General features: G+C 63.4%; 20 protein-coding genes and 1 pseudogene. 5 read left to right on the top strand and 16 right to left on the bottom strand.

The window, feature by feature from the left end; translation table 11 throughout:
- Window positions 1-183: 183 nt before the first annotated feature.
- The 4 genes from ABRP34_RS14375 to ABRP34_RS14360 all read right to left on the bottom strand — a co-directional run bounded on the left by ABRP34_RS14375 (window position 184) and on the right by ABRP34_RS14360 (window position 4,051).
- The gene (locus ABRP34_RS14375) at window positions 184-396 is read right to left on the bottom strand and encodes a YHS domain-containing protein (RefSeq protein WP_353713368.1); all 213 of its coding nucleotides are present in this window, start codon (window positions 394-396) and stop codon (window positions 184-186) included.
- A gap of 84 nt (window positions 397-480) precedes the next feature.
- Entirely contained in the window at window positions 481-2,793 is a 2,313-nt protein-coding gene (locus ABRP34_RS14370; RefSeq protein ID WP_353710698.1) for a heavy metal translocating P-type ATPase, read from the bottom strand.
- A 65-nt stretch (window positions 2,794-2,858) separates the two neighbouring features.
- A complete protein-coding gene (locus tag ABRP34_RS14365; protein ID WP_353710697.1) occupies window positions 2,859-3,842 on the bottom strand; it encodes a heavy-metal-associated domain-containing protein in 984 nt (327 codons plus the stop codon).
- Window positions 3,839-4,051 (bottom strand): heavy metal-associated domain-containing protein, encoded by a 213-nt coding sequence (locus ABRP34_RS14360; RefSeq protein WP_353710696.1) that lies wholly within the window; start codon window positions 4,049-4,051, stop codon window positions 3,839-3,841. Before ABRP34_RS14360 ends, ABRP34_RS14365 begins: the two co-directional genes overlap by 4 nt.
- A 275-nt stretch (window positions 4,052-4,326) precedes the next feature.
- Between ABRP34_RS14360 and ABRP34_RS14355 the strand changes: the two genes are divergently transcribed.
- The 4 genes and pseudogenes from ABRP34_RS14355 (at window position 4,327) to ABRP34_RS14340 (ending at window position 6,451) form a co-directional block, all read left to right on the top strand.
- A complete protein-coding gene (locus ABRP34_RS14355; RefSeq protein ID WP_353710695.1) occupies window positions 4,327-4,863 on the top strand; it encodes a DUF4396 domain-containing protein in 537 nt (178 codons plus the stop codon).
- 31 nt (window positions 4,864-4,894) lie between these two features.
- Window positions 4,895-5,074: a hypothetical protein gene (locus ABRP34_RS14350; RefSeq protein WP_353710694.1), complete on the top strand. Its 180-nt coding sequence runs from the start codon at window positions 4,895-4,897 to the stop codon at window positions 5,072-5,074.
- Between the two features lie 137 nt (window positions 5,075-5,211).
- Complete coding sequence (locus tag ABRP34_RS14345; protein WP_353710693.1) at window positions 5,212-5,553, top strand: metal-sensitive transcriptional regulator; 342 nt, start codon at window positions 5,212-5,214, stop codon at window positions 5,551-5,553.
- Between the two features lie 329 nt (window positions 5,554-5,882).
- Window positions 5,883-6,451: pseudogene (locus tag ABRP34_RS14340) on the top strand (recombinase family protein).
- 213 nt (window positions 6,452-6,664) lie between these two features.
- Here the strand turns inward: ABRP34_RS14340 and aceB are convergent.
- The 4 genes from aceB to ABRP34_RS14320 form a co-directional block, all read right to left on the bottom strand.
- Complete coding sequence (aceB, locus tag ABRP34_RS14335; RefSeq protein WP_353710692.1) at window positions 6,665-8,305, bottom strand: malate synthase A; 1,641 nt, start codon at window positions 8,303-8,305, stop codon at window positions 6,665-6,667.
- A gap of 92 nt (window positions 8,306-8,397) precedes the next feature.
- Complete coding sequence (gene aceA, locus ABRP34_RS14330; RefSeq protein WP_353710691.1) at window positions 8,398-9,714, bottom strand: isocitrate lyase; 1,317 nt, start codon at window positions 9,712-9,714, stop codon at window positions 8,398-8,400.
- 292 nt (window positions 9,715-10,006) lie between these two features.
- The gene (locus ABRP34_RS14325; RefSeq protein ID WP_353710690.1) at window positions 10,007-10,252 is read right to left on the bottom strand and encodes a hypothetical protein; all 246 of its coding nucleotides are present in this window, start codon (window positions 10,250-10,252) and stop codon (window positions 10,007-10,009) included.
- A 171-nt stretch (window positions 10,253-10,423) separates the two neighbouring features.
- The gene (locus ABRP34_RS14320) at window positions 10,424-11,611 is read right to left on the bottom strand and encodes an acetyl-CoA C-acetyltransferase (protein ID WP_353710689.1); all 1,188 of its coding nucleotides are present in this window, start codon (window positions 11,609-11,611) and stop codon (window positions 10,424-10,426) included.
- A gap of 257 nt (window positions 11,612-11,868) precedes the next feature.
- On the opposite strand from ABRP34_RS14320, the gene ABRP34_RS14315 reads away from it, so the two are divergent.
- Entirely contained in the window at window positions 11,869-12,168 is a 300-nt protein-coding gene (locus ABRP34_RS14315) for a hypothetical protein (RefSeq protein ID WP_353710688.1), read from the top strand.
- 16 nt (window positions 12,169-12,184) lie between these two features.
- On the opposite strand, the gene ABRP34_RS14310 is transcribed toward ABRP34_RS14315, so the two are convergent.
- From ABRP34_RS14310 to ABRP34_RS14275, 8 genes are all read right to left on the bottom strand, one after another.
- Window positions 12,185-12,280 carry a hypothetical protein gene (locus ABRP34_RS14310; RefSeq protein WP_353713367.1) on the bottom strand — a complete coding sequence of 32 codons (96 nt, stop codon included), beginning with the start codon at window positions 12,278-12,280 and terminating at the stop codon, window positions 12,185-12,187.
- A 164-nt stretch (window positions 12,281-12,444) separates the two neighbouring features.
- A complete protein-coding gene (locus ABRP34_RS14305) occupies window positions 12,445-13,983 on the bottom strand; it encodes an APC family permease (protein WP_353710687.1) in 1,539 nt (512 codons plus the stop codon).
- A gap of 65 nt (window positions 13,984-14,048) precedes the next feature.
- The gene (locus ABRP34_RS14300; protein ID WP_353710686.1) at window positions 14,049-16,166 is read right to left on the bottom strand and encodes a 3-hydroxyacyl-CoA dehydrogenase NAD-binding domain-containing protein; all 2,118 of its coding nucleotides are present in this window, start codon (window positions 16,164-16,166) and stop codon (window positions 14,049-14,051) included.
- A gap of 76 nt (window positions 16,167-16,242) precedes the next feature.
- Window positions 16,243-17,904: an AMP-binding protein gene (locus ABRP34_RS14295; protein ID WP_353710685.1), complete on the bottom strand. Its 1,662-nt coding sequence runs from the start codon at window positions 17,902-17,904 to the stop codon at window positions 16,243-16,245.
- A 240-nt stretch (window positions 17,905-18,144) separates the two neighbouring features.
- On the bottom strand, window positions 18,145-18,669 hold the full coding sequence (locus ABRP34_RS14290) for a hypothetical protein (protein ID WP_353710684.1): 525 nt from the start codon (window positions 18,667-18,669) through the stop codon (window positions 18,145-18,147).
- 2 nt (window positions 18,670-18,671) lie between these two features.
- Window positions 18,672-20,666, bottom strand: coding sequence for a primary-amine oxidase (locus ABRP34_RS14285; RefSeq protein WP_353710683.1), 1,995 nt, complete (start codon window positions 20,664-20,666; stop codon window positions 18,672-18,674).
- A gap of 198 nt (window positions 20,667-20,864) precedes the next feature.
- Window positions 20,865-21,647, bottom strand: coding sequence for an enoyl-CoA hydratase/isomerase family protein (locus ABRP34_RS14280; protein ID WP_353710682.1), 783 nt, complete (start codon window positions 21,645-21,647; stop codon window positions 20,865-20,867).
- A complete protein-coding gene (locus ABRP34_RS14275) occupies window positions 21,637-21,813 on the bottom strand; it encodes a hypothetical protein (protein ID WP_353710681.1) in 177 nt (58 codons plus the stop codon). The genes ABRP34_RS14280 and ABRP34_RS14275 overlap by 11 nt, the downstream gene beginning before the upstream one ends.
- Between the last annotated feature and the right edge of the window lie 9 nt (window positions 21,814-21,822).

Here is a 21,822-nt window from a genome sequence, read left to right as displayed (position 1 = left end):
CACCCCCGAACCTGTGCAAGTGACCCTCACTTGGGGTCAGTTGCTCGAGGCGGTCGTGCTGACGTGGCGAACACCTAATGGTCATGAGCCGGGGACGTGCTAGTCAGGTCCGCAGGGCTGAAAGTGTGGCAGGGGCGGGAATCAGGTAATTCCGCCCCTGCCTCTCCTGATGCCTGTCCCGGTTCAGCCGGCCTTGGCGTATCTGGCGGGGTCGGCGTCGAAGGCCGGTCCGCATCCGGGGCAGCAGAGCCAGTAGCGGTTGCCTTGGTAGTCGCGGTAGAGGCCCCTTGCTTCGGCGACGGCCTTGACCACGGGCGTGCCGGGCATGACCGGGCATTCGGCGATGGAGTCATCAGTGTGCGCTGGCCTGACAGTCAGGGTCAGGTCCTGGGGCATGGTGTTCTTGGTGGTGTTGCCGTCGCAGCAGCTTCCGGTGTTGTCTCCCATGGATGGTGTCCTTTCGGTAGGGGTGGGATGGATTCAGGCGTCGAGCGGCTGGTGCGCCCGGGGGCTGGTGGTTGCCCGTGGGAGTCTGGCCGCTTCGCTGGTGAAGGTGCGCAGGCGGAGGCTGTTGCTGACGACGAAGACGCTGGAGAACGCCATCGCAGCTCCGGCGAGCATCGGGTTGAGCAGGCCGAGAGCAGCCAGCGGAACCGCGGCTACGTTGTAGGCGAAGGCCCAGAACAGGTTGGTTTTGATGGTGCCCAGGGTCTTGCGGGCCAGCCGGATGGCGTCGGCGGCGGCGCGGAGGTCCCCGCGGACCAGGGTCAGGTCGGCGGCTTCGATGGCAGCGTCCGTGCCGGTGCCCATGGCGAGGCCCAGGTCGGCCTGGGCCAGGGCTGCGGCGTCGTTAACGCCGTCGCCGACCATGGCAACGACCTTGCCGTCCTTTTGGAGCCGGGTGATGACGTCGACCTTGTCCTGGGGCAGGACTTCGGCGATGACGTGTTCGATGCCGACCTTCGCGGCGACCTGTTCGGCCACCGCCCGGTTGTCACCGGTCAGCAGGACGGGGGTCAGGCCGAGGGACCGGAACCGGGTGATGGCTTCGGCGCTGGTGTCCTTGATGGCATCGGCGACGGTGAGCACGCCGCTGACTTCGCCGTCCCATGCCACGATGACGGCGGTCTCCCCTGCGGCTTCCGCCTCGGCCTTGGCTCGGGCCAGGTCTGCCGGCATGGCCAGGGCCCAGTCCGTCAGCAGCGTCTCGCGTCCCACGATGACCAGGTGCCCTTCAACGTTGCCCTGCACGCCGCGTCCTTCGTGATTGGTGAAGGATTCCGGGGTTGGCAGAGCGCCGACGCGTTCGGTGGCGCCGCGGGCAATGGCCTGGGCGATGGGGTGCTCGGAGGCGTCCTCCAGTGCACCGGCGACGCGGAGCAGCTCATCCCTGTCGGTGCCGTGTGCGGTGTGCACACCCAGCAGCGTCATTTTGCCGGTGGTGACGGTGCCGGTCTTGTCCAGCACGATGGTGTCGACCTTGCGGGTGGATTCGAGCACTTCAGGGCCCTTGATGAGGATGCCGAGCTGCGCGCCGCGTCCCGTTCCGACCAGCAGCGCGGTCGGGGTGGCCAGGCCCAGGGCGCAGGGGCAGGCGATGATGAGCACGGCCACGGCCGCGGTGAACGCCGCCGTTACCGGGAACCCGGCGCCGAGCCAGGCGCCGAGCGTGGCCACGGCGATGGCGATGACGACGGGCACGAACACCCCGGAGACCTTGTCGGCCAGGCGCTGGACCTCAGCTTTGCCGGACTGGGCGTTTTCCACGAGCCGAGCCATCTGCGCCAGCTGCGTGTCGGATCCGATCCGGGTGGCGCGAACCACCAGCCTGCCACCGGCGTTCACCGTCGCCCCGGTCACCGCGTCGCCTTCACCGATCTCCACCGGTACGGACTCACCGGTGAGCATGGACTCATCCACGGCGCTGCGGCCGCTGACGACGACGCCGTCGGTGGCGATCTTCTCCCCCGGGCGGACCACAAACTCGTCCCCGACGGTGAGCTGGTCCGTAGGGATGCGGGTCTCGGCCCCGTCCCGCAGGACGGCTACGTCCTTGGCACCCAGTTCCAGCAGGGCGCGCAGCGCAGCACCGGCCTGGCGCTTGGAGCGCTTCTCGAAGTACCGGCCGGCCAGGATGAACATGATGACACCGGCGGCCACCTCAAGGTAGATGTTCGCTGCACCATTGGTGGGCGTCACGGTCAGTTCGAAGGGGTGTGTCATGCCCGGGGTTCCGGCGGTGCCGAAGAACAGGGCATAGAGCGACCACAGGAACGCCGCGGTCGTTCCCATGGAGACCAGGGTGTCCATGGTGGCGGTGCCGTGCCGCAGGTTAGTGAACGCTGCCTTGTGGAACGGCCAGCCTGCCCAGACGATCACCGGGGCTGCCAGGGCGAGGGACAGCCACTGCCAGTAGGTGAACTGCAGGGCAGGGATCATCGCCAGCACGATCACCGGGACTGCCAGCAGGACGCTACCGATCAGCCGGTGCTTCAGGGCCAGCAGTTCCGTGTCGGGCCGGTCGGCTCCTGCCATCTCCTGTTCCTGCCTCGTGGCGGGCAGGGTCGCGGTGTAGCCGGCCTTCTCGACCTCCGCGACAAGTGCCTGCGCGTCGTACCCGGGCGGGACGTTGATGCGTGCCTTCTCAGTGGCGTAGTTCACGGTGGCGGTGACGCCCTCGAGCTTGTTGAGCTTTTTCTCGATCCGGTTAGCGCACGAGGCGCAGGTCATGCCCCCGATCTCGAGTTCGATGCCGGTGCCCAGCACCTGATAGGGGGCCGAGAATTCAGACATGGAGTGCTTCTTTCTGCCGCTGCCGGCCCGGTCAGAGCGGCCGGGCGAGTCGGTGGTGGTTGGGTTCAGTGACCGCTGTGACTGTGATCGGCGCTGCCGGGGGTCCCGGTGCTGCCGTTCGGTGGGTTGTGGGCGGATCCGGTGGTGTCGAGGACGAATCGGGCGCTGTGGACCTGCCCGTCGACCTGGAAATCGAAGTAGAGGTAGTAGCGCCCCGGGGTGGGGGCCGTTGCGGCGAATTGGACCTCGGGCCCTGAAACTTCACCCTCGACCGGTCCGGCCCCTTCGGGGTGAACGTGCAGGTAGGCAAGGTCCCCGGAACGCAACGCCACCAGGTGGCCGTAGGCGCCCAGATAGGGTTCGAGGTTAGTGACGGGCTTGCCGTCGCGGGCAACGTTCACCGTCAATGCCGAGGCCGCCCCGGCGGACAGGTCACCGTTCAGGGAAACCCGGAAACCATCAACGTCGTCGGTGGCCGTTGGGGCCGGGGCGGCCGGCTCAAACATCCCGGCCACATCCACCGTGCGGGTCAACGTCAGGCTCTTCCCGGCGCCTGCGGGCATGCCGTCGGCGTAGATCCGGTAGGTGCCCGCGGCTTCCCACTGCCACGGCAGGGACCAGCGGCCGCCTTGGTCCATGACAGGGTGGACGTGCCGGTACCGGGTACCGTCGGAGCGCACCACGATCAGGTGAAGATCCTTTCCGTGCTCGGTCTCGAATTCGGTGACCGGCGCCCCGTCAGGACCGGCGATCGCGAACGAGAGGCGCCCGGCCTGCCCCACCGCACCCGGTGCTGAAACCTCCTGAAGCAGGTAACCGTCCTGCTCCACCGCCACACCCGGGACCATTGACCCGGCCGCTCCGGTGGCAGTCGGGGCGGCAGATGCTTTATGTCCGCCATTGTGCTGGTCCACTTCATGTCCTTCCGCTGTCTGTGTCCATGCCGCTACCGTCTCTTCCGGAACGGCGACCCCCGCCGCGGTGAAGGCGCCGGTAAACACCACCGCCAACCCCGCGGCATACACTCCCAGGCGTCCGGCAGCGTTCATCCTGCCTGCACCGCCCGGTACCCTGCCGCTTCGACGGCGGCGATGACCGCGCCCTGCTCCAAGGGCTTGTTGCTGGTGACTGCCAACTTGCCCGTCCGATGGCTTACCTCGATCGCTTCGACCCCGGGAATCTCCTGAACCTCTTCCCGGACCGAAAGCTCGCAATGCCCGCAGGTCATCCCCGTCACTTCGAATTCAGTGATAGTCATGCCCAGATCCCTTCCTCGTGCATACCCCCATGGGGTATGGGACTTCAGACTATAGATATACCCCCTATGGGTATGCATGTCAAAATACTCGTCGTGGGGACGCCGTGCTGAAAGACGCAGGGATCGACAAGGTTCCTCAAAGGGCGCTTCCCCTGGGGGGCTCAGCACAAGCAGCAAACTCCCACGGAGATGGCGGGAATCCTCAGCCTTCAAAAGGCTTGTATTGCTGCCTTCCCTTGAATACCCTTAGGGGGTATTCCTACGAAAGGCAGAGCATGAACTCCCGCAACCGTATGGCTGCCAGCGCTACCCTGCATTGCCTTACGGGCTGTGCTATCGGCGAGATTGCGGGACTCATGATCGGCACGGCCCTGGGCCTCTCCAACGGCATCACCATCGTCTTGGCGATCATGCTCGCTTTCCTCTTCGGTTACACCCTCTCGACGCTGCCGCTCATCCAAGCCGGGCTCGGCTTCAGCGCCGCCCTCAGCGTCGTATTCGCAGCCGACACGATCTCCATCGCTGTGATGGAGATCGTGGACAACGCCGTGATGGCCATCATCCCCGGTGCCATGGATGCCGGGTTGGTCAATCCAATCTTCTGGATTGGCATGATCGTTGCCCTCAGCGCAGCTTTCATAGCGGCATTCCCGGTCAACCGCTACCTGATCGACAAGGGCAAGGGACACGCGCTGACCCACCAGTACCACGAAGGCCACCAGGGCCACGGCGGCGACCAGGGCCACCATGGCCCGGCAGGTGCCAGTGGTGCCGGGCCGGACGTCGGCGACCATCACGGCCATCACCACTGAGAACTCGTACTAGGATCCACCGGAGGATTCCATGAACACCAATATTCTGGCCGCCGGCTTGATCGGTTTCCTTCTGGGCGGACTCGTAGTATCGATCGCGGCCCAGCTTGAGGGCAACGGCGCTGAAGCGCCCTCTCATTCCTCCAGCAGCCAGCAGATGATCGATACTGAATACGGGATCGCAAGCCCGGGGAACAATGTGTTGCCATGAGCAGAACGATCCGCTGGGACAGCAGCCTGCCCGCTCCGCTGCGCCGTTGACCTCACAGCCCAAGTCCTCAAGTACGGATACCCCTGCCGCACACCGGGACCGCCCTCGGCGTAAAACGACATACCACAAGGAACGACATGACAATCTCCACCACCGAAACCGTCAACACCCCGGACCCCGAAGCCGCGGGCGAGTCAACCCATGGCTACATCACTGACAAAGACCGGTACCTGGCCCGGGTGAAACGGATCGAGGGACAGGCACGGGGCATTCACCGGATGATTGAGGAAGAGCAGTACTGCATCGACATCCTCACCCAGATCTCAGCTCTAACCGCCGCGCTGCGCGGCGTCGCCCTGGGACTGCTCGATGACCACATGAAGCACTGCGTCCTCGATGCCGCCCAACTCGGTGGAGATGCCGCGGAAGCAAAGTTCAAGGAAGCCTCCGACGCCATTGCCCGCTTCGTCCGTTCCTAACCCTAACGAGCCGTGAGAAGCACTTGTGGTGACATCCAATGAAGCTCTCCTCCAGAGGTGCATTACCGCAAAGGTGACGATTGGCTCACCCGTACCAACTAACCCAACGCAGGTGCCTTCTGACACTCTTAGTGCAGACGACCTCGGAACCTGACCAGCCCGTCCCGATACACGCAAACTTCACGACACCGGGAACAGGAGCAGTGCGGCGGACCCTCACATCCGGTTGAACTACACCCCAACCTGACGTTTTGAGCCCGAATGTCTTGACGTTCTTCTGGGAAGGCTCTAGAACTCAAGCTGACAGGTTGACGGGTTTGGAGGCATCGGTGGCTGGACAACGAATCAGGTATGTGCGCGTAAGCACCCTTGACCAGAACGAGAAACGCCAACTTGAAGGCCAGGTCCTTGCACCGGGTGTTCACCGACAAGGCCTCCGGCAGGGACACGAGCAGACCGGAGCTCACCGAGCTGCTGCGCTTCGCCCGTGACGGGGACACCGTGGTGGTGCACAGCATGGACCGGCTGGCCCGCAACCTCGATGACCTGCGTTCACTGGTCCAGACTCTAACCCGTAGGGGCGTGCGGGTGGAGTTCGTCAAAGAGAGTCTGGTCTTCACCGGGGAGGACTCCCCCATGGCCAACCTGATGCTCTCGGTAATGGGGGCCTTCGCCGAGTTCGAACGCTCCCTGATCAGGGAGCGGCAGCGGGAAGGCATCGCCCTGGCCCGGCAGCGCGGAGCATATAAAGGGCGGAAGAAGACCCTAACACCGGAACGGGCGGCCGAACTGGTGCAGCGTGCCGCCAACGGAATCCCCAAAGCCCGTCCTCGCCAGCGACTACGGCATCAGCAGGGAAACGGTCTACCAGTACCTACGCCAAGCCAAGCTATCCTGATCCCTCCCCCGCCGTCCCAGCCGCTTCGCCGAAGTTGAACCCGTCAGCTTGTACATACGAACGCTCCGCGTCCCGCTTTCGCAAGCGGGACGCGGAGCGAAACGCCGAGCTAGTCCCCCGGTCTCGGCGCACTACTCGAGTCGCGGTCAGCCCATATTCTCGGCTTTCGAGTCTCCTGTTGCGATCGATCGCTATGGTCTGACCGACGCTTTACTAGGCCATCGAGAGCTCATCTACCGATGCCCTTTCTCGGGTCTCCGTGAGGTAGCGGGCGTAGGCGGGGAGGGTGAGGAAGGACGGGAAGTCGTGAGCCAGTGTGACTTCCTCGAAGATGTCCCGGGCGTCTTCGAAGCGGTCGCCGTCGAAGCGTTCCAGCCGGGCGAATTCCTCGTCCAGGAGCTGCTCCACCCAGTGGTGGCTGACGATTTCGCCCTGGTCGGTGATGGAGCGGGCGTAGATCCACTGCCACACTTGTGAACGGGAGATTTCCGCGGTGGCGGCATCTTCCATCAGGCTGTGGATCGTCACCGCGCCGTTGCCCCGGAGCCAGGATTCGAGGTAGCGGATGCCCACTTCGATGTTGTTCCGGATGCCTTGTTCGGTGATGGTCCCTTCAGTGGCGTCCACGTTGATCAGGGCTTGGTCATCGGGGATGACGTCCTCGCGGAGCCTGTCCAGCTGGTTCGGTTTTTCGCCGAGGATGCTGTCGAACACCTCGCGGCAGACCGGTACCAGGTCCGGGTGGGCCACCCAAGAGCCGTCGAAACCGTCGTTGGCCTCCCGTAGCTTGTCGGCACGGGTCTTCAGCAAGGCCTCAGCGTTTATCGCTGGATCCCTCCTGCTAGGAACGTAAGCGGCAGGGCCTCCGATGGCCATGGCGCCGCGCTTGTGGCAGGCGCGGACGAGCTGTTCGGTGTAGGCGCGCATGAACGGGGCGGTCATGGTCACCTGGCCGCGGTCCGGCAGGACGAAGCGCGGGCCGCGGGTGCGGAAGTTCTTGATCAGGGAGAAGATGTAGTCCCAGCGTCCGGCGTTCAGACCTGCGGCGTGGTCGCGCAGTTCGTAGAGGATTTCCTCCATTTCGAAGGCTGCGGTGATGGTTTCGATCAGTACGGTGGCGCGGATGGTGCCCTGCGGGATGCCGAGCAGGTCCTGGGCCAGGATGAAGATGTCGTTCCAGAGCCGGGCTTCGAGGTGGTTCTCGATCTTCGGCAGGTAGAAGTACGGGCCCTTGCCCTGGGCGAGGAGGCGGCGGGCGTTGTGGAAGAAGTACAGGCCGAAGTCCACGATGCCGCCGGCGATCGGGGTGCCGTCGATGAGCATGTGCTTTTCGGGCAGGTGCCAGCCGCGGGGACGGACCACGATGCTGGGCAGGTCACCGGCCGGGCGGAGCTTGTATTCCTTGCCTTCCGGGCTGGTGAAGTCGATCCTGCGCTCCAGGGCATCCGTGAGGTTCAGCTGGCCTTTTATGACGTTCCGCCAGGTGGGGGTGGAGGAGTCCTCCATGTCAGCGAGCCACACCTTGGCGCCGGAGTTCAGGGCGTTGATGGTCATCTTCTTGTCCACCGGCCCGGTGATTTCCACGCGGCGGTCCTCCAACCCGGGTGCCGGGGGAGCGACCCGCCACGACGGATCGTTGCGGATCTCCTCGGTCTCGCGGAGGAACCGCGGATCCTGCCCGGAAGCGATCTCAGCCCGCCGTGCCCGGCGGGCCTGCAGCAGCTCCTGCCGGCGCGCCGCCGTCGACCGGTGCAGCTTCCCGACGAACTCCAAAGCGTCCGGAGTGAGCACCTCGTTCTGCCGGCAGATCGGCTGTGCAGTCAGGGTAATGCCATTGATAGTGAAGCTGTTCATTTCTGTCTCCTGGTGCAGGGACCAACTGGGTAGCAGTAAGTGTCGTTTTGAGCTTTCAAAACGACACTTACTGCTACTTACGTGGGGGAAAATTAGTGGAATTGGCCTTCTTCGGTCGATCCGACCAGGGCGAGGGTGGATGCGTTCGGGTTGAGCGCAGTGGAGATGTCGTCGAAGTAGCCGGTGCCGACTTCGCGCTGGTGCTTGGTTGCGGTGTAGCCGCGGGATTCGGAGGCGAATTCCTTTTCCTGGAGTTCGACGTAGGCGCTCATGCCTTCGCGGGCGTAGCCGTGGGCGAGGTCGAACATCGAGTAGTTCAGGGCGTGGAAGCCGGCCAGGGTGATGAACTGGAACGTGAAGCCCATGGCGCCGAGTTCGCGCTGGAACTTGGCGATGGTGGCGTCGTCCAGGTGCTTGCGCCAGTTGAACGACGGTGAGCAGTTGTAGGAGAGCATCTGGTCCGGGAACTCGGCCTTGACGGCTTCGGCGAACTTGCGGGCCAGCTCCAGGTCCGGGGTGCCGGTTTCCATCCAGATGAGGTCCGAGTACGGGGCGTAGGCCTTGGCGCGGGCGATGCAGGGTCCGATGCCGTTGCGGACCTTGTAGAAGCCCTCGGGGGTGCGTTCGCCGGTGATGAATTCCTGGTCGCGCTCGTCGACGTCGGAGGTGATCAGGGTGGCTGCTTCGGCGTCGGTGCGGGCGATGACGACGGACGGGGTGCCGGCGACGTCGGCGGCCAGGCGGGCCGCGTTCAGGGTCCTCACGTGCTGCTGGGTGGGGATCAGGACCTTGCCGCCGAGGTGGCCGCACTTCTTCTCCGAGGCGAGCTGGTCCTCCCAGTGCACGCCGGCGGCGCCGGCCTGGATCATGGACTTCATCAGCTCATAGGCGTTCAGCGGACCGCCGAAGCCGGCCTCGGCGTCGGCGACGATCGGCACCAGCCAGTCCTCAACGGTCTGGATGCCCTCGGAGAACTCGATCTGGTCCGCGCGGAGGAGGGCGTTGTTGATGCGCCGGACCACCGTGGGAACCGAATTCGCCGGGTACAGCGACTGGTCCGGGTAGGTGTGGCCGGAGTTGTTGGCGTCCGCGGCAACCTGCCAACCGGAAAGATAGATGGCGCGCAGACCCGCCTTGACCTGCTGCACGGCCTGATTGCCGGTCAGGGCGCCCAGGGCGTTGGTGTACTTGCCTTCCTTGTGCTCCTCGGTCAGCTGCTTCCACAGTTTCTCGGAACCGCGGTGGGCCAGCGTGTGTTCTTCGGAGACCCGGCCGCGGAGGCGGACGACATCCGAAGCCTTGTAGTCACGGGTCACACCTTCCCAGCGCGGGTTGGCAGCCCACTCGAGCTCCAGTGCGGCGGCCTGCTGCTCGGGCGTCTGCTGGTTGGGCTCAAATGCTGCAGTCATCGTTGATCTCCTTGATTGAGCTCCGGGATCGGTGGGCGGGAACCGCACCATTGCGGTTCCCGCCGGTTTCTCCGGTGCGGTGTTTCTTTCCGTAAGTACTACTTTTCGGCACTTCCAACAGGGTTGGTAGTGAAAAACTGTGAAAGAAGTGCAGTTCTTCCCGAATTCTTTAGAAATATCGCTTACAAGCTGGAGCAGGGAAGTCTCACGGCTGGGGGGGGTGCGCACCTCGGCCAGCGACATGGGCGACTTGGTGTCAGCTCCTCCGGTTGATCCTGGTCCCGGTTGCCTTTCAGACTGCTGCGGGCTCGGATTCCTGACGCACAGGATGCGGTACGCGGGTAATCTGAAGTTCGCTCATGTCCATCAGCCGCCGTTCGCCCAACGCCGGTTCCCGGATCCAGAACAGGCCCAAGGCGGGTGAGCGATCGGTGATGATCCCTGTATGAAGCAAATGGCCGCCCTGCCAGGCATTTATCTGGTCGCCCACGGAAAGATCGGCGCACTCATGGACGATAAGGTCTGGATCGAAAATCATGTTGCTGCTCCTTTTGCTATTGGTTTGTCCTGTCCTTAGCTTGAGATACGGCCAGCACGGCCAAAACGAGAGCGACACCACTCTCGCTGGGGCGAGTCGCAGGTCCTCTAAGGGTTCAGGCATGGAAACTCCTTTAGGGTGAGCGCCGTCGTGGGGACGTTGAATTGGTTCTCAGCGGGATAGCAGCAGCGCCTCGCCCTGGCCGCCGCCGCCGCACAGTGCCACGGCCGCTTTGCCGGTCCCGCGGCGCATGAGCTCATGTACGGCCGAGACGACCACCCGTGCGCCGGAGGCCCCAATGGGATGGCCGAGGGCGATCGCACCCCCGTTGACGTTAACGCGGTCCATGCCGAGGCCCAGCTGTGCCGCCGATTGCAGAGCCACGGAGGCGAACGCCTCGTTGATCTCCACGAAGTCCAGGTCCTCTGCTGTCCAGCCTGCCGTCTGGAGTGCTTTGCCGATGGCGCGGGCCGGTTTGTCCGGCAGCGAGGTGTCCGGTCCTGCGGTCTGTCCCGGGGAACCGACCGTGGCAAGGATTTCGAGGTCTTGGGCCTCCGCGTAGCTGCGGGTGGTCAGGACGACGGCGGCAGCGCCGTCGTTCAGTGGGGAGGCATTGCCGGCGGTGACCGTACCGGTCGGGGAAAACGCCGGCCGGAGCCTGGCGAGGGACTCCGCCGTGCTATCGGGACGCACACCCTCGTCGGTTCCTACGAGGTCGACGTCCCCGCGGCGCCGCGGCACTTTGACCGGGACGATCTCGGCGTCGAAGAGTCCGCCAGCCTGGGCCGCTGCGGCACGCCTGTGGGAGTCGGCGGCGGCTTTGTCCTGCTGGGCACGAAGGATGCCCAGGGCATCATTGGCCCGGTCGGTGGCGAGTCCCATCGCCTCATGGTCGAAGGCATCGGTGAGTCCGTCGTGGGCGGCGGAGTCAATCAGCACTGCGTCGCCGTAGAGGTGCCCGGCCCGGGAACCCGCCAGCATGTGCGGGGCGTTGCTCATGGATTCCTGTCCCCCTGCAACCGCCACCGCGGCCTCTCCCAGCCGCAGCAGCCGGCTCGCCTCGATGATGGCGCTCAGCCCGGACAGACACACCTTGTTCACGGTGGCTGCGTGGGCGCTCAACGGGATGCCCCCGACGACGGCAGCCTGCCGGGCAGGATTTTGTCCGGACCCGGCCTGAAGCACCTGTCCCATTATGACCGCCTCGACGGCGCCAGGTTCGATACCTGCCCTATCCACCGCTGCGGCGACAGCTGCACCCCCGAGCTCGACAGCGGACAACGGAGCGAGCTGGCCCATCAGCCTGCCCTGCGGTGTGCGGGCGGCCCCGACGATGACAACATCTGTACTGCGGTTCATTTTTCTCCTTGAACGGGTATCGGGCGAGAAGTTTGGGTCCCGGTAGCTGTGGCGGCCATGATCGCGGGCTAGCAGTACAGCTAGCGGGCGGAGGGAAAAGGGGTGTGCGCATTCCCGGATGTAATACGGAGCCAACGAGGTGCATTGCTGCGCTAGCCACGGCGGAGCCAGTGTGGCGAGGTACCGGCAGCTACGAGTGGATGCGCCTATTCTTGATGGCAGCAACGGTGTGCATCGCGGGGACAAAGGAGCCCCTAATGCTGGAAAACAATCTTTCCGAAAGTTTGCCCATCGAGCATCTTCGGGAATCCGTGCCGGGCGGATTCCAGTGGCATGATGCTGTCAATTGCAGGCATTTTTATGCCTTCTTCTTGGACTGTTCTCCTGGACGGAATGGATTGGATTGCACGGTGGCGGCCGACGGCTGCTTCGGGATCAGAGGACCTGATGTGGGAGGTGAGGGTGTGGTTGACCAGACGGGTTCATTGTCCTTGTCCACCAGCACGGCGCGGTCCCTCTGCGAAGTCATTGGAACCGATGAGGCCAAGCCACAATAGAGCGCGTCGCCTTAATCTATCCGATGGCCGGTAAGCCCCCCAGGGGCATCCCGAGGGACCTGGGGAGGCATGACAGGAAGAAGCTGGCTTCGACATCGGGGATGGATCCAATGCCTGTTTCCGGTATCGCCGTACTGGCTGTCTCCGTGGCCAGCCTGAATTTCCCCAGGGACCGAGAGGCCGAGCCCTCCCCCTAGACACAGACCGTTGTTCAGGGGCGCTGCTGGGCGAGTTCAGCAGCGCCCGTCCATATCCGCATCCCCCGTGCGTGAGCTTCTACAGTTCATCGAATACTCGACCCATGTCGGCCCAGGCCTGAGCGCGGGCACGCTTGGTCCAGGCGGCCAACGCCCAACCGGCCAGAACGATCGCGACTAAGACCCATGGGATGACACGAAGGACCATCGGAATGTCTCCGCCGGGCTCAGCCGGAACGAACGAGAAGTAGAGACCGCCGAGTATCGCAACCATAGCGAATATCCCAGCTCCTACTCCGGCAAGGATAAACTTCCGCATACGATTTCGCACTCCGTGAATGATCCCGGCGATACTGAGCATCAGGTACACGAACATCACCACGGGGGTTCCAAAGTTGAGTAGAAGCGTGAAGACGAAGATGCCTCCCGTGACATGATTATCTGTTCCAGCAAGCTCGACTTGCGCGTCCTTTGCAACGAAAAGCACAGATCCGGCGACCAGAAGGATCCAGATCACTATAGCCAGGATCATGGAGTTCCACGGGGTGTTCCAATGCGGGTGCAGTCGTCCAAGTCGCTTCGGCAACACGCCCTCGCGCCCCATGGCGAACAGGACTCGAGACGATGCAGTGTGGAATCCCAAAGCGCAGAACAGGCTTGACCCACCAGCGGCAGCGAGCACCAGTGCGGAGGTGAGCGTGTTCGGAGCCACTGCGGCGAGACCGGTCGCCGAAGCAGGCCAGTCAATCTTGGCCTGTTCCACTCCGAAGCCAATCGCAGTCGCGTAGCTGATGATTACGTAGAAGATGCCGGCGATCAGGATGGAACCGATAATTGCGCGGGGAATGTTGCGCTTCGAATCACGCGTCTCCTCAGAGAGGGACGCACTCGACTCCGAACCCACGAAAGACAGCATCGCGAAGCTCATGCCGAAGAAGACACCTATCCACGGGGTTCCTGCGGCGGGCGGCCAGAAGGCTGTCGGGTCCCAGCTTGTACCGGCTGCTGCAATCGGTGTCTCACCATCGACAAGGCTGACCGCAGGCGAACCAATAGCGATAACAATGAAAGCGACCACGAGCATGGCTGACATGCTCAGCACAAGGAAGATGAGCTGGTTCCTCGTTGAGACAGCAACGTTGAAGAAGTTGAGGAGGGTGATGATGACGATACCGAGCAAGGTGAACCAGTACCACTGCACTGCACCACCAAAGAGTACTTCGACGAGCTGAGACATGAAGAAGCCGAAGCCGCCCAACACGCCTGCGCCGAAGAGAAGGTATGCGCTCACATATGCCCAACCTCCGACAAATCCAGTTTTACGACTAGCGCCCTTGCTCAGATAGGTGTACATCGATCCGGCTGAGGAGAGGGTTCCTGCGAACAAGGCGACAACGGACCCCACGCACAACATACCCAGCGCCCCCAGCAAGAAGGAGAGCGGCGTTGCTCCCCCGGCTTGCGTGGCGGCCAAGTAGGTCAGAAATGCGCCTGACATTGCCGGTGCAATTACCGACAAGCTTTGAGCAAGAACATCCTTGAGTCCGAGTTTCCTGCGAAACTCCTGGACAACCTGTCCTTCTGTCTGGACAGCCTGTTCTTCTGTACTGTGGTTCATTTTTCTCCTTGAGCGAGTGACGGGCGAGACCTGGGTCTCGGTAGCTGGATGGCCAGGGTCGCTGGCTATCGGGCGGAGGGAAGCGGTACGCGCAGCTCCTGATGGAATGCGGTGCCGGTTTCCCTGTCCAGCAAGGGGGTCAGTCCCCCGGTATGGAGGGGGTAGTTGGCGCCGAGGATCATGCACAGGTCAATCTGTTCCGGCCCGGCAACCACACCCTCATCCAACATTTCCGTTACTTCTTCGGCCAGCGCGGTGAGGATCCGGGCACGGACGGTCCCGGCATCTGCTGCGACGGGTGACGCGAGTAGTGAGGTCGCCTCAGTTGAGATGCGGCCGTTGTTGTCCAAGTAACCGGGCAGTCCTGCGGATACAAGCCTCTTCAGGCTGGTACTTGCGCTGAACCGCTGCGGGTAGGCCTGGTGCATGGTCTCGCAGATGTGCAGCTGAACGGCCGGGCCGATGAACTGCAGCAGCTGCAGCGGCGTCATGGGCAGGCCCAGCGGGTCGAGGGCATGGTCCACGGTCTCGGGATCGTTCCCGTCATCAAGCAGGGAGAGGACCTCGCTGAAGAGCCGGGTCAGTATCCGGTTGACCACGAAACCTGCCGTGTCCGTGACGAGCACAGCCGCCTTGTGCAGCCGTCGGGCCAGTTCGAATGCCGTCGCGAGCGTGGTCTCGTCCGTTTGCGGGGTGGTGATGATTTCCACTAAGGGCAGCACGGCCACGGGGTTGAAGAAGTGGAAGCCGATCAGCCGACCGGGACGGGCGAGGTCCGCGCCCATGGCCTCGATGGACAGCGAGGACGTATTGGTCAGCAACAGGGCGTCCGGTCGGAGCAGCGGTTCCAGTTCGGTGAAGACAGCCCGCTTAACGTCCAGCTCCTCAAAGACGGCCTCGATGACCACGTCGCAGTCGGCGAACGCTGCCTTGTCGGTGCCGCACGTCACCAGGGTGCGGATAGCCTCGGCCCCGGCCTGGTCCAGGCGCCCGCGGCCCACGAGCTTATCCAGCTGAGCCACTATCCAGCCCAGTGCCGTGTCGATGCGCTCCTGCGACAAGTCCGTGATCCGCACCGGCACGCGCAGCTGCTGCGCAAAGACAAGGGCGAGCTGGCTGGCCATCAGCCCTGCCCCGATGACGCCGACGGCGCGCACCGGCAGCGGTTCGGCAGCGGGACGGCCCTCAGGTTTTTTCGCCAGCGACTGTGTCAGGTGGAAGGCATAGATGCTGGCGCGGGCCTCGTCCGAGAGCAGCAGTTCGCCGAAGGCCCGGGTTTCCGCCGTCGGGTTGGCAGCCTGCCCGGCGGGGTCCCCGGCAGCTCTGGCGATGAGTTCCAGTGCGCGGTAGGGCGCCGGAGCAGCACCGTGCAGACGGGCATCGAACTGGGTCCGGATGTCCTCCAGCGCCGCAAGCACCCCAGCGGAGAGGACTCCAGACTTCGAATCGCCGGCGGTGTCGGACTGCAGCGAGGCCGAAACCGCGGCCGTGGCCCTGCCGGCGAGGATACCGGCCGCGAAATCCAGGGAGGCGGCCAGGAACCCGTCCTCTGGAAGAACAGCATCAACCAGGCCAAGGTCAGCGGCAGTCTGCGCCGATAGGTTCTTCCCAGCAAGCGAATCCGTAATCACCAGACGGGCCGTGACCGCAGGGCCCACAAGAGCTACCGTGCGCGGGATGCCGCCCCAGCCCGGGATCAGGCCCAGCCGCACCTCGGGAAAGCCCAGCACCCGGACCGAGTCCGCAACGGTACGGTGGCCCGCATGCAGAGCCAACTCCAGCCCTCCGCCCAGCGCAAGACCGTTAATGAAAGCAAAGGTAGGCACGGGAAGCGCCTCCAGCAAGCCGAAGGCCTCAAGCCCCCGGCGTGCGACGTCCTCGGCCTGTTCGGCCGTGGCCGCCTCCGCCATCTTTTTCAGGTCCGCGCCGGCGCAGAACACAGGGCCAGTGCCGGTCACCGCCACTGCATCCACCTCGAACAGGTCCAGGCGGCGCACCGCTGTCGTAAAATTGCTCAGGGAGGCCGGTCCCATCGTGACCGGCCGGCGACCGGCATTCTCCAGCGTCAGAATGGCAAAGCGGTAACCGGCGTGACCAAGGTAGTCAGTCCGGACATTCGTCAGAGACTCCACGGAGGTCGGGGCCTGGTCCCCGGCTCCTGTCCGGTGAGTGTTGTCGCCCATGCTGCTGTGATCCTTCCATTTCGTGTGGTGGTGCTCATGTGCGGGTGCGTCCGGGACATCGGTTTGGTGGCTGTTCCTACTGGCTGGCACGCTGTTTCCGGAGGATGTACCGCTGGATTTTCCCTGACGGCGTTTTCGGCAGATCCTCAACGAAATGGATCCGCCGTGGAAAGGCGTGCGCCGCGTACTGGGTTTTAACCAGGTTCTGAAGTTCGGAGACGAGCTGTTCGGTGCCTGTGACGCCTTTTTTGAGGACGATAAAGGCTTCGAGGACTTCTCCCCGGAGTTCGTCCGGAGCCCCGATGACACAGCTCTCGAGGACTGCCGGGTGGGTTGACAGGACGCTTTCAACATCGAACGGTCCAATGCGGTATCCAGCCATGATGATGAGGTCGTCATCTCGGGATGAGAAATAGTAGTAGCCATCGGCGTCGGTCTTTCCGGCATCCCCGGTGAGGTACCAACGCCCATCCTCGGTGAAGTGCTCGGCTGTTTTTTCGGGGGCGTCCTGGTATCCGGTAAACCACATCATGGGGCTTTCGGGGACGCTCACGGCAACCCGCCCCATCTCATCGACAGCGGCTAATTCGTCAGAACCGTCTTTTAGTACAGCGCAGGTCCAGCCCGGTAGGGGATGTCCCATCGAGCCTGGACGCACGTCCTTGCGCACGTCATCGTGCCAGGCGTTGACGATTATCATGCCGTGCTCGGTCTGTCCGTAGTGGTCCCGGACCGGCACACCGAAGACTTCTTCGGCCCAGGCAACCACTTCAGGTGTCAGCGGCTCCCCACATGAGGATGCCCTGCGCAGCCTCAGGTTCTTTGGCATTGTCTCGGACTTGGCACGCATCGTACGGTAAACGGTGGGGGCGGCAGTGAAATTGGTTACCTTGAACAAGTCGAGCACAGCAAAACTGAGCTCCGGGGAGAACGATGCGTGCAGCAGCAGGGTGCGGCGGCCCGCGGCGAGGGGGCCGAGGATCCCGAAATACAGGCCGTAAGCCCAACCCGGGTCCGAGGCGTTCCAGAACACATCATCTTCGCGTACATCCAGGCCGAGTTCGATGTATTGACGGAAGCCCGCCAGCGCGCGGACCGGAACCAGCACGCCTTTGGGCGTGCCGGTGGTCCCGGACGTAAAGAGCATCACCAGGGTGCCATCGCCTCCAACAGCTTCGGCGGGGATACCCGGCTGCTGTGCGTTCAACAGAGGAGCCAGGGCAAGGTCTTTCGCCGTTGCTTGGTCCCCAGCAACCATGATCGTGGCTGTGGTGTTTTTGATCTTTTCGCGCTGGTCCGCGTCGGTGATGACGACCTTGGCGCCCGATGCTACGAGCCGCAACTCAATCGCCGGCCACGCGAAGGCCGTGAACAGAGGTACATGGACTGCCCCTCGCCGCCAGATCGCCAGGAGCATGACGACGAGGTCGGCGGATTTGCCCATTAAAGTTGCCACCGTGTCGCCCGGCCCGACTCCCAGTTCCGCCAGGGCGGCAGCTCCCCGTTCCGAGCGTTCGCGGAGTTGGCCGTAGGTGATGTGCTCACTGGACAGGTCGGCTTCGATGATGGAAAAGGCCGTGGCATTGGGGTCATGTGCGTCGCAGAGCAGCTCGGCGGCGCAGGCGTCGGATGCGGCGTAGCGGCCAAGAACGGCCTCTGCGGTGGGGACGGGTGCGGGCATTTCAAACTCTCCTACGGGTAAATGATGGCCGGCCGGCATGAAGACTAGGTGCTCCATGCCCTGTACCGGATAGCAGTGGCAACATGGTTCGGGCAGGTCGCCTTGGCCCATGCCGGGGTGCTGGTTGTTGTTAGAGCACGATGCTTACGGACATGCCTTGGATGTATAGGCCGATCGCGCCTTCATCGAGTTCCTTGCCCCAGGCTGAGTGCTTGTCCGGCCGAACAGCTGTTAAGGGATATAGATTGTGAGACGTGGTAGGGATCTCTTCCGTCGCTGCAACCGCAGCTCCGGGTGCTAGAAAGCTATGACGGCCATGATGAGGACCGAAAGTCCCATGGCCGCCGACTCGATACGGTCAAGCGGCCGTCTGGTCTGGGCTCTGCACGCTTGCCAAAGGCTGGCGAAGGCATAAGCGGCGGCCCCGGCTCCAAGAAGGATTCCCAGCGGGTTTGTGGAGCCGTGCGTGCTGTGTCCCGTGTGCGGCAAGGAAGTGTGGACGGCTTCCATGCAGATGAGCAGCGCGGCCATCAATATGGCGCCGATGTTTCGGTGGACGGCCATGTCACCGCACTCAGGGGTGGAAGTAACGTTGCGCATGAGATGGTGTTGCACACCCGAGGCCATCGCCACAGTAAGCATGGCAAGAGACCATCCCAGGGCAGGAAGGAGGTTGAACCCGGCGACCGCCTCAATCATCGCGATGAGCATGACAACCGAACTGGTGACAGCGAGAACTTTCCCCCGGCCTTTGGCCGCGGCGGCGCAGCTTGCGCCGACCGCGGCCAGTCCGACGGTCCCCAGGTGCAGGGCTTCAACCATGGCTAGCTATGGCACCCGTGGGCCTCGCCGGCCGAGGGGTTGGTGCAGTGCCCCGCGGCCTGGTTCGGCGGGACGTTCAATGCCGGGTTCTTACCAAAGAAGCCATAGGGCTTGAGGGTGAACTTGGCATAGTCGGTAGGCATGACCGGCCAGTCCTCGGGGCGCGGGAAGTGGGTGGGTCCGAAGGTGTGCCACAGCACGATGTCTTCGCCGTCCACGGACTTGTCCTCAGCGGTGAAGGCCGGCAAACCACCGCCGCCGGTGCTCTGGTGGACGAAGTCTCCGGCAGCGTAACGCTCGGCCGGGTCGTACTGGGTAACCCACAGGTGCTTGGTAGCGAATGCCGCCCGGGCGGCAAGCGAGGATGACGGGTCCGCCATCAGGGTGGGCTGGTCGCCGGGATAAAGGACGTATCCGGTGGGCTGGCCCAGCCGGTTTGTCTTTTCAGTGTTCACGATATGCCAGGCGCGGCCTACTGATCCCTTGGCTTCACGGGCCGCTGTTTGTTCTGTGGCCAGCCGGGTTACCGACTTGGTGAAGGCCTCCCCCCGGTCGTTGGTGTCGCTGAACGGCAAGCGCACGGCGTCGACTTCATCGACGGCGTTTTTTACGCCGTCCACCATCATGTCCAGTCGGGCGCTGAAGAGATGCTGGTGATAGGGCGCTCCCAGTCCGGGGGCGACCTCGGAAGTGAACGGGGCGTCGGCCTCGGCGTAACCGGAGGTGAAGAGGATGCCGGTGAGCTTGGCTTCCAGTTCGATGGTCCCGTCGAGATAGAGGTACCAGTAGAACCCGTAGTCGTAGTTACCTACGGTGGTGAAGCTGCTGATCACCAGACGGCGGGAGCGCCGTACCTCGCTGGAGTTGGTGAACATATCGCTATGCTTCCAGAGGGTTCCGAAGTCCTCTTCGTGCATGCAGATGCCGTTTTTGATGGTGAACGGCGTTCCTAGTTCGTCGCTGAGGACAGCGTCGAAGTACTTGATTTCGCCCACGCAGTCGCAGCCCAGTTCAAGGGAGTTGGTGAAGCGGCCGAAGAGGTACTCGCCAAGGTCAAAGTAGTTTTGCCAGAACCGGATGGGGGAAGGGTCCCCGTACGGCACGACCATCTCCGCGATCGAGCCCCGATACATGACCGGCCGTTCCTCGCCCCCGTCAGTGAAGGACAGATTGCGCAGGATCAAGCCTTCGCGGGCATCGAAGCCGATGTCGAATTTCCAGTTGGCCCAGGTGACCGACCGCTCTTCAACAGTGAAGCTGGGGCCTTCGGGCTGGGTAATTTCTATGGGCTTGAGCGTGCTTAGCGGTTCGCCCTGCACGGCGGGGTCATCAAAGTTGCCGGACTCGGCCGGAACCGGCACGGCCCCGGTATCGATGAGGCGGGTGATTTTGCGGCCGATGGTGTCAACATAAGCGCAGAGCCCTTCCAGCGGGTGTGCCCATGGATGGTCTTCGGGATAGTCCTGGCGGAAGGCCAGCACTCGCACGATGCGACGCCCTGCTTCCTCCTCGAAGCCGTAGGAACCGGCGGACAACGGAATGCATACGACCTTCTGCGGCTCCGTTCCCCGGTCAGCGAGGGACTGCACCCAGCGCGGGTCTTCGGCGCAGATTCCGGCAATGGCATCGAACTCCTCCAGCAGGATGGGGGTTTGGCCCTCGGCTGGGTCGATGTCTACGGAGGTCAACACTCGGGCCTGGTCCAGGGAAACGATGTTGTCCGTCGAAGCACCGGTGGCCATGTCCAGCAGCATTACCCGGGCCCGGCGGTCCGGTAGGGGTCCGGCACCTTCTTTGTAGGCAAGGACTTCCCGTTTGTGGGGTTCCTCCAGCCCCACATAGGCAAAGCGGGTGGTGAGTGTGAAGGTAGGTTCGGCCGAAATGATCTCCCGAATCTTGACGAACTCCTCGGCTGTCAGATCCGACAGTGGTGCTAACGGAGACTGGGCAGGATGACCTGGATGATGAGCGGAACTTTCAACAACGGGGATGGTCATGGAAGTCCTTCTTTCTGGTTGTGGTGATGCTGACGAGGAAATTGCTTCGATTTGGACGGTGAGGCCAGTGCGTCCTTCCGCCTGCGCTTTAGGCCTGACTGGACGAGCCCGGCGATCAGGGCGGGGCGCCGCCCGCGATCCGGCGAGTTTCCGAGAGCGCGGTTTCCGTGGGACTTGCTATCGGGCTGGATGTGATATTCATGCCTGTGATGCGGTTTTGCTGCGGCCCGCGAAGGAGATGATGCGGTTCCTGGTGTTTTCGTGGGAGATGATGGTTGAGATGGTCGCTACTTCGTCCTCCAGATGTTTGCTGTAGGCGGCGACAGCGGCCGTGGTTAGCAGGCGTTTGGTCGGCCCCAGCGTCTGGGCGGCAGATCCCGCGAGCTGGAGGGCCAGGTCTTCGGCCCGGAGTTGAAGGTCGGATTCGTCCACCACTTCATTGACCAGCCCCCACTGGAGCGCTTCGGGTGCCGTAACCACGCGGCCCGACAGGCAGATTTCGGCCGCCCGGCGCGGACCTACCGCTTGGGGGAGTAGATATGAGACGCCGCAGTCAGGCGTCAGCCCCACCTTGGCATAGGCACTTTGGAAGGACGCGTTTGAGGAGGCCAGGACGAGATCGGAGTTAAGAACTAGGGCGAGTCCTGCCCCCGCGGCTGCCCCATGAACGGCTGCGATCGTAATAAGCCGGGACCGGGCCAAGGCGAGCAGCCCTTCGCTCATCTTTCCGGCCAGAATGCGCAGGAATTCGGCAGGGTCCTCGGCCTCGGCCATGGCCGCCACGTCGCCGCCGGCGCAGAAGAACTTACCGGCACCTTGGAGAACGATCACGTGCACGTCTGGGTTGTTGTTTGCGAGGTCTACTGCCGCGCAGAACTCCTCGGCGAGGCCTATGCTCAGCGCGTTGGCAGCAGCGGGTCGGTCCAGCGTGATCCAGGCAACTCCGCCGTTGCGCTGGAACTGGAGGTTTTCAAATGTCATCGGGCTTTGCTTCCTTGGATGGTTCGCGATGTTCAAAGGCTGACAAGTCGGAATGTTCGGCAGCATCGTGTCCTTGGTGCAGGACGGGCAAGACTTCGTCCCGGTAAAGCAGGTTCAAAGGATGGGCTGTCCTGATGAAGGTCTGGGCTTCACTAGTGAGGGTCATGTCATTCCC

It is taken from the genome of Arthrobacter sp. K5, assembly GCF_040448525.1.
GTDB lineage: Bacteria > Actinomycetota > Actinomycetes > Actinomycetales > Micrococcaceae > Arthrobacter > Arthrobacter globiformis.
This window is presented reverse-complemented; position numbering and strand designations above follow the sequence as displayed.

Excerpts from the sequence above, each read along its gene's own strand:
- ABRP34_RS14375 (WP_353713368.1), bottom strand. The coding sequence starts at position 396 with ATGCCCCAGGACCTGACCCTGACTGTCAGGCCAGCGCACACTGATGAC.
- ABRP34_RS14370 (WP_353710698.1), bottom strand. The coding sequence starts at position 2,793 with ATGTCTGAATTCTCGGCCCCCTATCAGGTGCTGGGCACCGGCATCGAA.
- ABRP34_RS14365 (WP_353710697.1), bottom strand. The coding sequence starts at position 3,842 with ATGAACGCTGCCGGACGCCTGGGAGTGTATGCCGCGGGGTTGGCGGTG.
- ABRP34_RS14360 (WP_353710696.1), bottom strand. The coding sequence starts at position 4,051 with ATGACTATCACTGAATTCGAAGTGACGGGGATGACCTGCGGGCATTGC.
- ABRP34_RS14355 (WP_353710695.1), top strand. The coding sequence starts at position 4,327 with ATGAACTCCCGCAACCGTATGGCTGCCAGCGCTACCCTGCATTGCCTT.
- ABRP34_RS14350 (WP_353710694.1), top strand. The coding sequence starts at position 4,895 with ATGAACACCAATATTCTGGCCGCCGGCTTGATCGGTTTCCTTCTGGGC.
- ABRP34_RS14345 (WP_353710693.1), top strand. The coding sequence starts at position 5,212 with ATGACAATCTCCACCACCGAAACCGTCAACACCCCGGACCCCGAAGCC.
- aceB (WP_353710692.1), bottom strand. The coding sequence starts at position 8,305 with ATGAACAGCTTCACTATCAATGGCATTACCCTGACTGCACAGCCGATC.
- aceA (WP_353710691.1), bottom strand. The coding sequence starts at position 9,714 with ATGACTGCAGCATTTGAGCCCAACCAGCAGACGCCCGAGCAGCAGGCC.
- ABRP34_RS14325 (WP_353710690.1), bottom strand. The coding sequence starts at position 10,252 with ATGATTTTCGATCCAGACCTTATCGTCCATGAGTGCGCCGATCTTTCC.
- ABRP34_RS14320 (WP_353710689.1), bottom strand. The coding sequence starts at position 11,611 with ATGAACCGCAGTACAGATGTTGTCATCGTCGGGGCCGCCCGCACACCG.
- ABRP34_RS14315 (WP_353710688.1), top strand. The coding sequence starts at position 11,869 with ATGCTGGAAAACAATCTTTCCGAAAGTTTGCCCATCGAGCATCTTCGG.
- ABRP34_RS14305 (WP_353710687.1), bottom strand. The coding sequence starts at position 13,983 with ATGAACCACAGTACAGAAGAACAGGCTGTCCAGACAGAAGGACAGGTT.
- ABRP34_RS14300 (WP_353710686.1), bottom strand. The coding sequence starts at position 16,166 with ATGGGCGACAACACTCACCGGACAGGAGCCGGGGACCAGGCCCCGACC.
- ABRP34_RS14295 (WP_353710685.1), bottom strand. The coding sequence starts at position 17,904 with ATGGAGCACCTAGTCTTCATGCCGGCCGGCCATCATTTACCCGTAGGA.
- ABRP34_RS14290 (WP_353710684.1), bottom strand. The coding sequence starts at position 18,669 with ATGGTTGAAGCCCTGCACCTGGGGACCGTCGGACTGGCCGCGGTCGGC.
- ABRP34_RS14285 (WP_353710683.1), bottom strand. The coding sequence starts at position 20,666 with ATGACCATCCCCGTTGTTGAAAGTTCCGCTCATCATCCAGGTCATCCT.
- ABRP34_RS14280 (WP_353710682.1), bottom strand. The coding sequence starts at position 21,647 with ATGACATTTGAAAACCTCCAGTTCCAGCGCAACGGCGGAGTTGCCTGG.
- ABRP34_RS14275 (WP_353710681.1), bottom strand. The coding sequence starts at position 21,813 with ATGACCCTCACTAGTGAAGCCCAGACCTTCATCAGGACAGCCCATCCT.